The following is a 13,847-nucleotide window of genomic DNA, read 5'->3' as shown; positions in this document are numbered from 1 at the left end:
CGGATCGCTGCGGGTCCCTTCCCCGTGGGCTGACCCCTGGGTGCCAACCGGTGGCCTGCCGGTGCCATCGGGCCGGCCCGCCGCGCCGAGCAGGACCCGGTGCGCCGCCGACGAGCGCGCGGCGTGCCGGGCGAGACGCGCCGCGCCTCGACAGCACCTGCCTCGCCGGGCTTGACAGTCGGTGTGCGACCGATGAAGCTGTCTATTAGTCCTACTGTCGTAGGACAACAGGAAGGATCATCGGGAGTGATCGAGTTCGTACTGGACAGCCGGTCGAAGGTGAACACCTACATGCAGCTCGTGCAGCAGGTGAAACAGGCGCTACGGGTTGGCCTGCTGACGCCGGGCGACCAGTTGCCGAAGGTCCGGGACGTCGCGCAATCCCTGGCGATCAACCCGAACACGGTGCTGAAGGCGTACCGGGAGTTGGAGATCGAGGGTCTGGTCGGTGGCCGACCCGGGGTGGGCACGTTCGTCCAGCGCACCCTGGCCGGCGCGTCCCTGCCCAACCAGGCCGAGCTGCGCGACGACCTGGTCGCGTGGCTGCACCGGGCGAAGGCGGCCGGCCTCACGGCCGAGGACGTCATCGCCCTGGTGGAGACGACGCTGCGCGCCACCCTCGCCGACGACGCCCCGCAGAAGGAGCCCGCATGAGCGAGCAGAGCGAACGAACCATCAGGCACCGCAAGCGCTCACGCGACCGCGAGGCGGCGGCGTGAACGGAACGAGAGGACAAGGGATGGACATGGTCTTGGAAGCAGACCGCCTCGGCAAGCGATACGGCAGCACCTGGGCGTTGCGGGACTGCTCGCTGCATCTGCCGGCCGGCCGGATCGCCGCGTTGGTCGGGCCGAACGGCGCGGGCAAGAGCACGCTGTTGCACCTGGCCGTCGGGCTGCTCAAGCCTGACGCGGGCACGGTCCGGGTGTTCGGTCGGTCCCCGTACGGCGACACGGAGGGCCTGGCCGACATCGGGTTCGTCGCCCAGGACACCCCGCTGTACCGGGACTTCACGGCGGCCGAGCTGGTCATCGCGGGCGGCAAGCTGAACAAGCGGTGGAACGCGGCGTTGGCCCGTACTCGGCTGGCGCAGCTCGGCATCCCTCCGGACAAGCCGGTCGGCAAGCTCTCCGGCGGTCAACGGGCCCAGGTCGCGCTGGCTCTGGCACTGGCCAAGCAGCCGCGGCTGCTGCTGCTCGACGAACCGGTCGCCAGCCTCGACCCCCTGGCACGACGGGAGTTCCTCCAGTCGTTGATGGGCAGCGTCGCGGAGTCGGGCACCACAGTCCTGCTCTCCTCACACCTGCTGGCCGACCTGGAACGCGTCTGCGACTACCTGATCGTGCTGAACGCCTCCCAGGTGCAGCTCACCGGCGCCGTCGACGACCTGGTCGCCGGGCACCGGCAGCTCGTCGGGCCGCGGCACGACGGCGGCGCTGTCGGGGGCGTCGCCGCAGTGATCCGGGCCAGCCACACCGACCGGCAGTCCACGTTGCTCGTCCGCACCGACGGGCCGGTCACCGATCCGGACTGGACGGTCCGTGAGGTGAGCCTGGAGGACGTCGTGCTGGCCTACCTGGCCGACGGCACCACGCAGACCAGTCACAGCGAGTGGGGGGTAGCAGCATGATCTGGTTGACCTGGCGGCAACATCGCAAGCAGGCGTTCTACACCCTGCTGGGGCTCGCGGCGCTCGCCGCTCTGCTGGTGCCCATCGGCCTGGCGATGCGGCACACCTTCTCCGACCTCGGGCTGACCGACTGCGCCAGCCAACTCGCCCGCGCCGACGTGGCGCAGGCGACCCGGGAGACGTGCGATGCGGGCTATCGGCGCTTCGGCAACCAGTACGGCAACCTCAGTCTGGTGGCCGTACTGCTGATCACCCTGCCGGTGCTGGTCGGCCTCTTCTGGGGTGCACCGCTGGTCGCCCGCGAGGTGGAGCAGGGCACGCACCGGTTCGTCTGGACCCAGGGCGTCGGCCGGACCCGCTGGGCGCTGGTGAAGTTCGGTCTGGTGATCGGGTCCGTTCTGATCCTCGCGACGGTCTACGGGCTGGGCATGTCCTGGTGGGTCGACCCGCTCACCAAGGCCGCGCACGAGGGCCGGTTCGGCATGATCGTCTTCGATCTGCAGGGCATCGTCCCGATCGGGTACACCCTGTTCGCCGTGGCGCTGGGCGTCTTCGCCGGCACCGTCTGGAAGCGGATGCTGCCCGCCATGGGCATCACCCTCGCCGGCTTCATCGGCGTACGGGCGGCGGTCGAGCTGCTGGCCCGACGGCACTATCAGCCGGCCCGGACCCAGACCTTCCCGATCGAGGGGGAAGGACCACCGGAGGTCAGCCGGGGAGACTGGATCCTCGCGCAGGGCGTCCGGAACCCCGACGGCACGATGATCGCGGAGGGCGGCCGGATCCAGTGCCCACCGGGCGGGAAGGGGCCGGACGGTCGGGTCTGCGGCGCCGAGTTGGGCCTCGAACCGGGCGCGTACAACTGGCAGCTCTACCAGCCGGCGGACCGGTTCTGGCTGTTCCAGGGCATCGAGACGGGCATCTTCGTCGCTCTCGCCGTACTCCTGCTCTATCTGGCGGTGCGCCGGATCCACCGGATCGCGTAGCTGGGCGACGGGTGCTCGTCGGGGAGCGGGGGCCTCGACGAGCACCCGTCAGCGCGGGCCCTCGACGATCAGCGACAGCCAGGACGCCAGGTCGTGCAGCTCCTCGTGCACGGCCCGGGTCACCTCCGGAGTGAAAGGCACGTCCTCGTGGATGGCGTGCACGGTGAGCGTGCCGCGCCGGCGCTCGGCCGTGGCGTCCACCTTTCCGACCAGCCGCTCGCCGTGCAGGATCGGCAGCGCGAAGTAGCCCCACCGTCGACTCGCCTTGGGCTTGTACATCTCCAGCACGTACTCGTACTCGAAGAGGTCCGCGAGACGGACCCGGTCGTGCACCAGCCGGTCGAACGGCGACAACAGCGCCGGGCACGATCACCGCCTTCTCGCGGGCGATGCCCAGCGCCCGCGACCGCCGCTCGTTGCGAAGCCGGCGCGCCTGCTCCACCTCGATGACTGGCACGTCGACCGGATAGACCCGCTCGGCCACGTCCCAGAGCCGCTGTCGGCCCTGACGGCCGGCGATCGCGACCTCGCCGCGTAGGACCAGGAACTCCAGCATCTGGGTGACGCTGCGGTTGTTGGTCCAGCCCGACGACGGCCAGGGCACGGCGCTCGTGTCGAACCCCGCGTCCGCGCGGGCTCAGCCGGTCAGCCGTCGATACCGGGCGACCGAGAGCGGCAGGAAGATCGCGACCAGGACGAGCGGCCAGAGCACCGCCAGCCACTGGTAGTGCTGCGCCGCCCAGGAGTCGCCACCCCAACCGGGGTTGCCGAACAGCTCACGGGTGGCGCCGACCGTCGCCGACAGCGGGTTCCACGCGGCCACCGTACCGAGCCAGGCGGGCATTGTGGACGGTGCGACGAACGCGTTGGAGAGGAAGCCGAGTGGAAACTCCAGGGTCTGCACGGCCACGACGGCCGTCTGCCCACGGGTGACCAACCCGAGGAAGATGCCGACCCAGATCACTGCGAAGCGCAGCAGCAGGATCAATCCCACCGCCGCCAGTGTGGCGCCGACCCCGCCGTGTGCCCGCCACCCGATCGCGAGGCCGGTCAGCAGCAGGACCGCGAGGGTGACCAGCGCGAACAGCATGTCGGCCACCGCCCGGGCCGCCAGTGGCGCCAGCAGCGAGACGGGCATCGATCGGAGCCGGTCGGTCACCCCGCGCTCCAGGTCCTCGGCGACGGCGATCGTGGTGAGGCTGATGCCGAAGACCATGGTCATCACGAACATGCCGGGCATCAGGAACTCTCGGTAGCTCCCACCGCCAGGCACCCGCATCGCGCCACCGAACAGGTAGGCGAACATCAGCACGATCAGGATGTTGAAGCCGAGCGAGGCGATCAGTGGGCCGGGGTCGCGTCGCCACCGGGCCAGGCCGCGCCAGATCAGCGTGCTGCTGTCGGCCAGGAGGGTGGGCCGGCCGGGCGTCAGGTCCACCGGCGGGGCCGGCGTGCTCACCGCGCTCATGCCGCCACCTCGGCGGTCGCCGCCCGGTGCCCGGTGAGGTGCAGGAACACGTCGTCCAGGGTTGGGCGGCGCAACGCGACGTCCGCCACCGGGACGTTCACGGCGTCGAGCGCCCGCAACACGTCGACGAGCGCACCGGCCTGGTGACCGACCCGGACGCTCACCATCCGCCGTTCCACGTCGACAGTCGGTTCGTCGTCGGCCGCCCGGCGTACCTCGGCGACGGCGGCGGCAAGGTCGGTCGGCACCGTGACGACCACCTCGATCCGGTCGCCGCCGAGCCGGGTCTTGAGGTCGTCAGGGGTTCCCTCGGCGATCACCCGGCCGGCCTCGACCACCGAGATCCGGTCGGCGAGCTGGTCGGCCTCGTCCAGCTGCTGGGTGGTGAGCAGCACTGTGGTGCCGGCGCGTACCAACTGCCGGACCGACTCCCACACCTCGTTGCGGCCGCGTGGGTCCAGCCCGGTGGTGGGTTCGTCGAGGAAGAGGACCGCCGGGGCCAGGATCATGCCGGCTGCCAGGTCGAGCCGTCGGCGCATGCCGCCGGAGTACGTGCTGACCGGCTGCTCGGCGGCGTCGGCGAGACCGAAGCGTTCCAGCAGCTCGACCGCCCGTTGGCGGGCCCGGCGGCGACCCAGATGGAACAGGCGGCCGAAGAGCACCAGATTCTGCCGGCCGCTCAGCGCCTCGTCGAGCGCGGGATGCTGCCCCACCAGCCCGATCCGGTACCGCACCTGGTCGGGCTGGCGGGTCACGTCGAAGCCGGCCACCTCGGCACGACCCTCGTCGAGTCGGAGCAGGGTGGAGAGGATCCGTACCGCTGTGGTCTTGCCGGCCCCGTTCGGGCCGAGCAGGCCGCACACGGTTCCGCGCGGCACCCGCAGGTCGAACCCGTCCAGCGCGTGCCGGTCCCGATACCGCTTGCGCAGCCCTTGCGCCACTATCGCGTCGGCTCTTGTCGTCACAGCGCTTCCCTCCCGAAACTGTCCGCCCGGTCTACCGTACAACGTACGATAGACCGTACGACAAGCCTCCTGAGGGCCCGATCGGGTGGGGGCAGGATGGTGCCAGCGGTAACGTCGCGGAGCCAGGCGGCGCCGGAGTCGCGGCTACTCGGGCTCGGCGGTCCCGACCTGGCCCGCGACGCCGACGTTCAACGGGTCGGCCAGGAGTTTGTCGAACGCCAACTCGGCGGCGCCGATCAGGACGGCGTCGCGGCCGAGTGCCGCCGCGCGCAGCCGCAGGTGCTCGCGGGAGGCGGGCAACGGCATGGTGTCGAGCCGGTCCCGGACCACGTCCGCACCGGCGGTGAAGATGTCGCGCAACGAGCCACCGAACACCACGGCGTCCGGGTTGACAACGTTGACCAGGTTCGCCACGCCGAAGCCGAGCCAGTCCGCCACCTGCTCGACCGCCGCGCGGGCGGTCGGGTCGCCCTGCGCCGCGGCGCGCAGCACCTCGGCCACCGCCGCGCGGTCGCTCGGGTCACGGCCGGCGTGCCGCAACAGTGCGGCTTCGGAGATCTCGGTCTCCCAGCAACCACGTGAACCGCAGCCGCAGGGCAGGCCGTTGGGGTTGACCACCATGTGGCCGACCTTGCCGCTGTGACCCCGGTGGCCGATCACCAGTCGGCCACCGACGATGATGCCGGCACTGATGCCCAGGTCGCCGTGCAGGTAGATGACGTCGTCGATGCCGACCGCGACACCCCGGACGTGCTCGGCCAGGCCGGCGATGTCGGCCAGGTCGCCGGCCACGAAACCGGGGCCGGAGCTGAACTCCGCCTGCAGCGCGGCGCCGAGCGTCTCGTCGATGCTGGCGATCCGGATCCTGCCGTCCGGGTCGCGGGTGGTGTCGGTGACCGCGGCGGCGCCGCCGACCAGCAGCGCGTCGCCGGCCACCGAGCGTTCCATGTCGCGGACCAGGTCGGCGAGGGGCCCGACGGCGTCGATCGCCGACATGCCGCTGGGTCGCGGAATCTCCCGCAGGTCGAGGATCTGCCCGCCGAGGCCGACCCGGGCGGCACGCAGCCGGTCCGCGTCGATGCTCAACGCGTGTGCGTAGACCCGGTCGGAGCGGGGACTGACCACCAGCGAGGGGCGGCCGGCGCGGCGGGCGGTCGTCGGCGCCTCCTCGGTGACCAGGCCACTGGTGACCAGGTCGGCCGCGAGGGCGCCGATGGTGCTTCGGTTGAGCCCGAGCCGGCTGGTCAGCTCGGCGCGGGACGTCGGTCCGTGCAGGTGGACGTAGCGCAGCACAGCGCCGAGGTTCTGCCGCCGGATCTCCTCCTGGCTGGCGCCGGGGACCGACGGCAGCGGGGATTCGGCGTTGCGGCCGACGCCGGCTGGCCTGGCCCGTACTGGTGTCGCCACGGTCAGACCTCCTTCCGGGTCGAAGCCGGTTGGTGCGGGGGTGCAGGGACGACGATGGGTCCCGGTAGAGAAGACCCGGGACCCATCGGCGTTACTACCTACCGTGCGGTGATTACTTGGTGAGCGGCGCGAGCTTCGGGTCGCTGGCGTACGCCTCAGCCGCGTTCGCCTTGGTGACGGCGACCGGCGGGAGCAGGTACGTGTCGACGACCTTGCTGCCGTTGTTGTAGGACTTGGTGTCGTTCACCTGCGGCTTGTCGCCGGCCTGGAGAGCCTTGACCATGTTGATGGTCTCCTTCACCAGGTTGCGGGTGTCCTTGTTGATCGTCATGTACTGCTCGCCCTTGACGATCGACTTGACCGACTCAACCTCGGAGTCCTGACCGGTGACGATCGGGGTCGGCTTGCCAGCACCCTTGACCGAGGTCAGGATGGCGCGGGCCAGCGTGTCGTTCGGGGAGAGGACGCCGTCCAGCTCCTTGTTGCCGTAGGTCGAGGTCAGCAGCTGGTCCATGCGGGCCTGCGCACCCTCGGCCTTCCAGCCCTGGATGGCGGTCTGCTTGACGTCCTTCTGACCCGAGGCGACGACCACGTTGCCCTTGTCGATCTCCGGCTTGAGCACGTCCATCGCGCCGTTGAAGAAGACACCGGCGTTGTTGTCGTCCGGCGAGCCGGAGAACAGCTCGATGTTGTACGGGCCGTTCGGCTTCTTGGCCTTCATGCCGTCCAGCAGGGCCTGGCCCTGGAGCTGGCCGACCTTGAAGTTGTCGAACGCGACGTAGTAGTCGAGGTCCGGGGTGTTCGTGATGAGCCGGTCGTACGCGATGACCTTCACGCCGGCCGTGTGGGCCGCCGCGACCTGGGTCGACAGCTGCGCGGCGTCGGTCGCGCCGATGACGATGACCTTCGCGCCCTTGGTGACCATTGCGGTGATCTGGGCCTGCTGGTCGGCGACAGTGGTCGACGCGCCGGCGTACTGCACGTCACCCTGGAAGCCGGCCTCCTTGAGGCCGTTGCTGAACAGGTCACCGGCGAGGACCCAGTTCTCCGAGGTCTTGGCCGGGAGGGCCACGCCGATCAGCGAGTTGGCCGGGAAGCCCTTGGCGGCCTCGCCGCCGGAGCCGCTGTCGCCGTCGCGGCCGGAGCCGCAGCCGGCGAGGGCCAGCATGGCGGCGGCGCTGATGGCCACCACCGACGTGCCGAAGAATTTACGCATGGTGAGGACTTGCCTTTCTAGATGGTGAGGCGGGTGGAGAGGTCGGTGGCCGTCAGCCGGACACCGCTGCCTTGGCGGGCTCGCGCTCCGCGTCCGGCGGTGAGGCGGGTGGAGCGGAGTCGTCGCGGCGGAAGGGCCGCATCAGGCTCCCGATGATGGAGAAGCGCCCCTGGCTCTTGTTGTAGACGTCGATCGCGACGGCCAGCAACAGGACCAGACCCTTGATGATCTGGACGCGGTCGGTGCCGACACCCATGAGCTGGAGGCCGTTGTTGAGCACGGCCATGACGAGACCACCGACGATGGAGCCGCTGATGGTGCCGATACCGCCGGCGACTGCCGCGCCACCGATGAAGACGGCGGCGATGGCGTCCAGTTCCCAGCCGTTGCCGTCCTGCGGTCCGGAGGCCGCCGAACGGGCCACGAAGATCATGCCGGCCAGGGCGGCCAGGACGGACATGTTCATCATGACGAAGAAGTTGACCCGCTTGAGCTTCACACCGGACAGCTCGGCCGCCCGGGAGTTGCCGCCCACCGCGTAGATGTGCCGGCCACCGGCCGTGTTGCGGGTGTAGAAGGAGTACGCGATCACCAGGACCAGCAGGATGATGCCGGAGATCGGGAAGCTGGTGCCGACGCGACCGCTGGCGAAGCGCAGCGCCGCGAAGGCGATGACGCCGACCATGATGGCCATCCGCAGGATGGAGATCCACATGGGCGCCGGGTCGGCGTCCATGGCCCGTCGGGTCTTGCGAGCCTGGATCTCGCGCCACACCACCGCCAACGCCGCGGCCAGGCCGAGCAGCAGCGTGGCGTTGTTGTAGCCGGTGTTCGGACCGAACTCGGGCAGGAAGCCGGAGCCGATCTCCCGGAAGCCCTCCGGCACCGGGACGGTGCTCGCGTTACCGATGAACTGGTTGCCGCCCCGGAAGAGCAGCATGCCCGCCAGGGTGACGATGAACGCCGGCACCCCGATGTAGGCCACCCAGAAGCCCTGCCAGGCGCCGATCGCCGCACCGATGGCGAGGCCGAACACGATGGCGGCGGGCCAGGGAAGGTCCCACTCGGTCATCGACTTGGCGACCAGGATGCCGGCGAAGGCGGCGACCGAGCCGACCGAGAGGTCGATGTGCCCGGCCACGATCACCATGAGCATGCCGATGGCCAGAATCAGAATGTACGAGTTCTGCTGGAACAGCGCGATCAGGTTGTCCGACCGCAGGGTGAGGCCGTCGGTCAGGATCTGGAACAGGACGACGATCGCCACCAGGGTGAAGATCATTCCGAACTGGCGAGCGTTGGAGGTGGTGCCTCCGAACAGGTTCTTCTGAAGGTCCTTCAATCGGCTCATCGTGTGGCCATCTTCTTCGTCGAGGTCATCTGCTTCATGAGGGTTTCCGGGGTGGCGTCCGCCCGGGCGATCTCGCCCGTGATGGCGCCTTCGAACACTGTGTAGATGCGGTCGCACAGCCCGATCAGCTCAGGCAGCTCCGAGGAGATGACGATGACGCCCTTCCCCTGGTCGGCGAGCCGCTGGATGATGCCGTAGATCTCGTACTTGGCGCCCACGTCGATGCCGCGCGTCGGCTCGTCGAGGATCAGCAGGTCCGGGTCGGTGAACATCCACTTGGCCAGGACGACCTTCTGCTGGTTGCCGCCGGAGAGCTTGGAGACGCTCTCGTCGACCGTCGGGGCCTTGGTCCGCAACTCCTTGCGGTACGACTCAGCCGCCTGGTACTCCTCGACCTCGTTCAGGACGCCGTGGTGCGAAATCTTGGACAGCTTGGCGGCCACCGTCGACGTCTTGATGTCGTCGAGCAGGTTGAGGCCGATCGCCTTGCGGTCCTCGCTGACGTACGCGAGGCCGTTGTCGATGGCATCCGCCACCGACTTCAGGACGATCTCCTTGCCGTCCTTGATGATCGTGCCGGACTCGAACACCCCGTAGGAGCGGCCGAAGACACTCATCGCGAGTTCCGTGCGGCCCGCGCCCATGAGACCGGCGAAGCCGACGATCTCGCCGCGGCGCACCACGAAGCTCTCGTTCTTGCAGACCTGCCGCTCGGCGGAGATCGGGTGCCGGACGTTCCAGTTGCGGACCTCGAAGAACACGTCACCGATCTTCGGAGTGTGGTCCGGGAACCGGCTGCTCAGCTCACGGCCGACCATGCCCCGCACGATCCGGTCCTCGTCGACCCCGTCCGCCTTGACGTCGAGGGTCTCCACGGTCCGGCCGTCGCGCAGGATGGTGATCTGGTCGGCGATCGCCTCGATCTCGTTGAGCTTGTGCGAGATCATGATCGAGGTGATGCCACGGGAGCGGAACCCCCGCAGCAGGTCCAGCAGGTGCTTGGAGTCGGCCTCGTTCAGCGCCGCTGTGGGCTCGTCCAGGATCAGCAGCTTCACGTCCTTGGCGAACGCCTTGGCGATCTCGACGAGCTGCTGCTTGCCGACCCCGATGTCCTTGATCAGGGTGTCCGGGTCCTCTTCCAGACCGACCCGGGCCATCAGGTCCAGCGCCATCCGGTTCGCGGCCTTCCAGTCGATCGCGCCCCGCTTGCGCGGTTCGTTGCCGAGGAAGATGTTCTCGGCGATCGACATCCCTGGAATGAGCGCGAGCTCCTGGTGGATGATCACGATGCCGGCGTTCTCGCTGGCCCGGATGTCGGAGAACTTGCTCTCCGACCCCTGGTAAACGATCTTGCCGTCGTAGGTGCCGTGCGGGTACACCCCGCTGAGCACCTTCATCAGGGTGGACTTGCCCGCGCCGTTCTCGCCGCAGATGGCATGGATCTCGCCGGCGCGAACCACCAGGTTGACGTCGGAGAGGGCCTTGACTCCGGGAAACTCCTTGGTGATGGAGCGCATCTCAAGGAGGATGGGCACGTCGCTCATCGCTCGTACCACCTCGCCAACGTCATCGGTTGCCTCCGGAAGGTTGAACCTTCACTTGGTTTTGTTGTTGACGGCAACGTATTGCGGCCGGAGGGCCATCCGCAAGGCGAGGGACTGTTGAAAAAGTAACAATCCGGTAATATAGATGTCGCACAGTGTTCGTCCGCCACAGCGGCAACGACAGTCCCTCGCGGTACCCCAGGCCTGACCGCAGCACCCGCGTCCACCTGCGACAACGCGCCAATCGACCCCGGCCATTCCCGCAGCTTTCCCACCAGGAAAGATGCCTCAGGGACGGTGGATCCGGTAACGCAGCGCACACGTCACGCCATCGAATGATGGGAATCGGCCGTCAGCCCAGCGCCGCATGCGAGGCGCACCACGGGGTCTCTGGCGGCTGATGTGACCCACGCCTCTGCCGGCCGTACGCATCGATGGCCACCATTCCGCAGAGATGCGCACCGGACGACGGGTCAGTGCCTTGGCGTCCGTTAAGCGCGGTTCGTGGCGGCCCACCGCGCCATCCAGTCCGGTCAGCGCGGGTGCAGCACCGCCTTGATCACACCGTGCTCCCGCCGGTCGAAGTGGCGATACAGCTCGGGGGCGTCGGCCAGGGTGCCGTGGTGGGTGACGATCATGCTGGGCCGCGCCCGGCCCGCGACGACCAGGTCCCGCAACAGGACTGTGTAGCGGCGGTCGTGGGTGCGACCGAACCGGACCGCCACCCCCTTGCTGAACAGCGCTCCCCACGGCGCGACAAGGTCCTCGTGACCGTCCGCGCCGGGCCCGGGGTGTGGGTCCCGGTCCGGATACACACCGGCGACCGCGATCGCGCCAGCGGCGTTGACCAGCCGGGCCGCGTCGGTGATGACCTGGTTCGGACGCTCCCGGTCGGGGTGCTCCCGGTCGCGCGCCTGGAACCCGACCGCGTCGATGACCTTGTCGACCCCGCCCAGTTTCTCCTCGCCGAGCGGCAGCCCGGTCCGGGCCCGGTCGGCGCGAATCTGCTCGACCGGGTCGCCCCGACGGAAGTCGATCGGTACGGCGCCGATCTCGCCGGCCTTGTCGAGTCGGGCGTCGACCCCGTCGACGGAGTACACCACCCGGGCGCCCCGGAGCAGCGCCGAGTAGGCGCCGAGCAGACCGACGGTGCCGGCGCCGAACACCGCCACCGTGTCGCCCGGCTCGACCTCGGCGAGGATGGCGGCGTGCCACCCGGTGACGAACGCGTCGGCGAGCAGCACGAAGTCGTCCTCGTACGCGTCCCCCGGCTCGCCGGGCAGGGGTACGCAGTTGGCGTCGGCCCACGGCACCCGCAGCAGGTCGGCCTGCGCACCCCGGTACGGGCCCATCCCCGCGTACCCGTACGCCGCACCCGGACCTTCGGCCCGGACCCGCAGACAGGCCGCCGAGAGCCCGCGGGCACACATCACACACGTCCCGCAGAACAGGTGCGTGGGGATCACCACCCGGGTGCCCGGCCGGACGGTCTGCACCGCGGCGCCCACCTCCTGCACCACGCCCAGCGGTTCGTGACCGAGCACCAGGCCGGGCTCGGCGCTGGTCCGTCCGTCGTACATGTGCAGGTCCGTGCCGCACAGGGCGGTGGAGGTGATCCGCACGAGCGCGTCGGTCTCCGCCTCCAGTGTCGCGTCGGGCACCTCCCGCACCGCGACCGTCCGGACGTCCGTGTAGACGACGGCTCTCATCCCGGCTCTCCTGTTCGGCTGTGGAACGGCCGGTCTTCCCCCGACTGGGCCGTTCATGCCTGCCCCACCCGGCGGCCGGTGGCAGTGGTATCTTAGGGGGCCTAAGTTATTTCCTAGTGAAGCAAAGGTTCGGTATGCCACGGCAGGGTCTGACCAGCGCTCGCGTCTCGGCCGCCGCAGCCGAACTGGCGGACTCGGTCGGCCTGTCCCGATTGACAGTCGCGGCCGTCGCCCGGCACTTCGGGGTCTCGGACGCCGCCCTGTACGTGCACGTCCGCAGCCGCGACGCGTTGATCGAGCACGTCGCGGTCCGGGCGGCGGCCACGTTCGCCGACGCGCTCGCGCTCGCGGTGGCGGGGCGGGCCGGCCGCCAGGCCCTGATCGGGTTCGCCGACGCCTGGCGCGCGTTCGCCGTCAGCCATCCGGGGCAGTACGCGGCGACCCAGCTTCACCTGCCGCCCGAGGTCGGCACCCGGTCAGCCGGGCACCTGCGCATGATCGAGCTGAGCTACGCGATGCTGCGCGGGTACGGGCTCGACGAGCCGGCCCTGACCGACGCGATGCGATTCGTCCGCAGCACCTTCCACGGCTTCGCAAGCCTCCAAACTGTCGACGGTTTCGGGCATCCCCGCGCTGTCGACGCGTCCTGGCAGTCGATCCTCGACGCTGTGCACACCACGTTGAACAACTGGCCGACCCGGAAACAGGAGCAGCAGTGAGCGGCAACGATCAGTCGGTCGAGTCGGCCGACGGGACCCGCCTGGTGGTACGACGCCTGGGCGTCGGAGACCCCGTCGTCCTGGTGCACGGCTCGGGTGGCGGGCTGCACTCCTGGGCCACCGTCGCGGAGCACCTCACCCAGGGCCACGAGGTATGGCTACCGGCCCGGCGCGGATACGGTCCCAGCGACGTCCCGGCCGGCACCAAGTCCTTCCGGGCCGAGACCGCCGATCTGCTCGCCGTCATCGAGGCGGCCCGTCAATCCTCGGGCCGACCGGTCCATCTCGTCGGCGCGTCCTACGGGGCGACGCTGGCGTTGCACACCACATTGGCGCATCCGCGCGACATCCGCTCCCTGGCGATCTTCGAGCCGCCGCTCTACGCGGCCGGGGCGGAGATCGTGCCGCTGCTCGACCGGTACCGCGCCGCCTTCGAGCGCGACGACTCCGCCGCCATGGCAGGGGCCCTGAACGACGTGACGCGGGTTCCGGCCGAGATCGTCGCCGCGATCGCCGCCGGCGCGGGCGATCGGGTGCCCGACCCGGTCGAGGCGCGTCGCTCGGCGGTCGGCTGGCTGCACGATCTCGAGGCCCTCGCGCAGGACAGCACGGACATCACCAGGTGGTCCTCGATCGCCGTGCCGACTCTCCTGCTGGCCGGGGCGGACACCTGGGAGCCGATGCCCTCCACGATGAACGCCCTCGCGAGGACAATTCCGTCGGCCCGCTACGTCGTCTGGCCGGGCCAGTCGCACTTCGTGACCATGACGGCACCCACACTGGTCGCCGACGCGCTGCGGCAGTTCTTCGCCGCGGTACCCGGGCCCAGCCGGGCCCGCCGAGACACCTGAC

13 protein-coding genes are annotated in these 13,847 nt (G+C 69.7%); 5 read left to right on the top strand and 8 right to left on the bottom strand.

Translation table 11 applies throughout. The features are described from left to right. The first annotated feature begins 246 nt into the window (after window positions 1–246). From NIE79_RS02965 to NIE79_RS02955, 3 genes are all read left to right on the top strand, one after another. Window positions 247–654: a GntR family transcriptional regulator gene (locus tag NIE79_RS02965; protein ID WP_203117807.1), complete on the top strand. Its 408-nt coding sequence runs from the start codon at window positions 247–249 to the stop codon at window positions 652–654. A gap of 85 nt (window positions 655–739) precedes the next feature. Then, entirely contained in the window at window positions 740–1,630 is an 891-nt protein-coding gene (locus tag NIE79_RS02960; RefSeq protein ID WP_238677064.1) for an ABC transporter ATP-binding protein, read from the top strand. Continuing rightward, the gene (locus tag NIE79_RS02955) at window positions 1,627–2,616 is read left to right on the top strand and encodes an ABC transporter permease (protein ID WP_238677063.1); all 990 of its coding nucleotides are present in this window, start codon (window positions 1,627–1,629) and stop codon (window positions 2,614–2,616) included. Before NIE79_RS02960 ends, NIE79_RS02955 begins: the two co-directional genes overlap by 4 nt. A 48-nt stretch (window positions 2,617–2,664) precedes the next feature. Here NIE79_RS02955 and NIE79_RS02950 read toward each other — a convergent pair whose 3' ends face one another. From NIE79_RS02950 to NIE79_RS02915, 8 genes are all read right to left on the bottom strand, one after another. Next, window positions 2,665–2,970, bottom strand: a complete 306-nt coding sequence (locus NIE79_RS02950) for a DNA glycosylase AlkZ-like family protein (RefSeq protein ID WP_238677062.1) — start codon at window positions 2,968–2,970, stop codon at window positions 2,665–2,667. A 283-nt stretch (window positions 2,971–3,253) separates the two neighbouring features. Beyond that, entirely contained in the window at window positions 3,254–4,084 is an 831-nt protein-coding gene (locus tag NIE79_RS02945; protein ID WP_238677061.1) for an ABC transporter permease, read from the bottom strand. Beyond that, on the bottom strand, window positions 4,081–5,049 hold the full coding sequence (locus NIE79_RS02940) for an ATP-binding cassette domain-containing protein (RefSeq protein ID WP_238677060.1): 969 nt from the start codon (window positions 5,047–5,049) through the stop codon (window positions 4,081–4,083). Before NIE79_RS02940 ends, NIE79_RS02945 begins: the two co-directional genes overlap by 4 nt. A 144-nt stretch (window positions 5,050–5,193) precedes the next feature. After that, window positions 5,194–6,456, bottom strand: coding sequence for an ROK family transcriptional regulator (locus tag NIE79_RS02935; RefSeq protein ID WP_238677059.1), 1,263 nt, complete (start codon window positions 6,454–6,456; stop codon window positions 5,194–5,196). A 112-nt stretch (window positions 6,457–6,568) separates the two neighbouring features. Then, on the bottom strand, window positions 6,569–7,672 hold the full coding sequence (locus tag NIE79_RS02930; RefSeq protein ID WP_238677058.1) for a substrate-binding domain-containing protein: 1,104 nt from the start codon (window positions 7,670–7,672) through the stop codon (window positions 6,569–6,571). Window positions 7,673–7,724: 52 nt separating this feature from the next. Then, window positions 7,725–9,023, bottom strand: coding sequence for a multiple monosaccharide ABC transporter permease (mmsB, locus tag NIE79_RS02925; protein ID WP_238677057.1), 1,299 nt, complete (start codon window positions 9,021–9,023; stop codon window positions 7,725–7,727). Continuing rightward, window positions 9,020–10,567: a multiple monosaccharide ABC transporter ATP-binding protein gene (gene mmsA / locus NIE79_RS02920; protein WP_238677056.1), complete on the bottom strand. Its 1,548-nt coding sequence runs from the start codon at window positions 10,565–10,567 to the stop codon at window positions 9,020–9,022. Before mmsA ends, mmsB begins: the two co-directional genes overlap by 4 nt. A gap of 533 nt (window positions 10,568–11,100) precedes the next feature. Next, on the bottom strand, window positions 11,101–12,276 hold the full coding sequence (locus NIE79_RS02915) for a glutathione-independent formaldehyde dehydrogenase (protein ID WP_238677055.1): 1,176 nt from the start codon (window positions 12,274–12,276) through the stop codon (window positions 11,101–11,103). A gap of 134 nt (window positions 12,277–12,410) precedes the next feature. Between NIE79_RS02915 and NIE79_RS02910 the strand changes: the two genes are divergently transcribed. Next, window positions 12,411–12,995, top strand: a complete 585-nt coding sequence (locus tag NIE79_RS02910) for a TetR/AcrR family transcriptional regulator (protein ID WP_238677054.1) — start codon at window positions 12,411–12,413, stop codon at window positions 12,993–12,995. Further along, window positions 12,992–13,846, top strand: coding sequence for an alpha/beta fold hydrolase (locus NIE79_RS02905; RefSeq protein WP_238677053.1), 855 nt, complete (start codon window positions 12,992–12,994; stop codon window positions 13,844–13,846). The genes NIE79_RS02910 and NIE79_RS02905 overlap by 4 nt, the downstream gene beginning before the upstream one ends. The last annotated feature ends 1 nt before the right edge of the window (window position 13,847 follow it).

Origin of the sequence: Micromonospora trifolii (assembly GCF_022229005.1) — a bacterium.
Taxonomy (GTDB): Bacteria; Actinomycetota; Actinomycetes; order Mycobacteriales; family Micromonosporaceae; genus Micromonospora; species Micromonospora trifolii.
The sequence above is the reverse complement of the archived record's forward strand: the minus strand, read 5'-3'. Positions and strand labels throughout refer to the sequence as shown.

Coding starts and splice junctions, on each gene's coding strand:
- NIE79_RS02960 (WP_238677064.1), top strand. CDS start 740: ATGGACATGGTCTTGGAAGCAGACCGCCTCGGCAAGCGATACGGCAGC.
- NIE79_RS02955 (WP_238677063.1), top strand. CDS start 1,627: ATGATCTGGTTGACCTGGCGGCAACATCGCAAGCAGGCGTTCTACACC.
- NIE79_RS02945 (WP_238677061.1), bottom strand. CDS start 4,084: ATGAGCGCGGTGAGCACGCCGGCCCCGCCGGTGGACCTGACGCCCGGC.
- NIE79_RS02930 (WP_238677058.1), bottom strand. CDS start 7,672: ATGCGTAAATTCTTCGGCACGTCGGTGGTGGCCATCAGCGCCGCCGCC.
- mmsB (WP_238677057.1), bottom strand. CDS start 9,023: ATGAGCCGATTGAAGGACCTTCAGAAGAACCTGTTCGGAGGCACCACC.
- mmsA (WP_238677056.1), bottom strand. CDS start 10,567: ATGAGCGACGTGCCCATCCTCCTTGAGATGCGCTCCATCACCAAGGAG.
- NIE79_RS02915 (WP_238677055.1), bottom strand. CDS start 12,276: ATGAGAGCCGTCGTCTACACGGACGTCCGGACGGTCGCGGTGCGGGAG.
- NIE79_RS02910 (WP_238677054.1), top strand. CDS start 12,411: ATGCCACGGCAGGGTCTGACCAGCGCTCGCGTCTCGGCCGCCGCAGCC.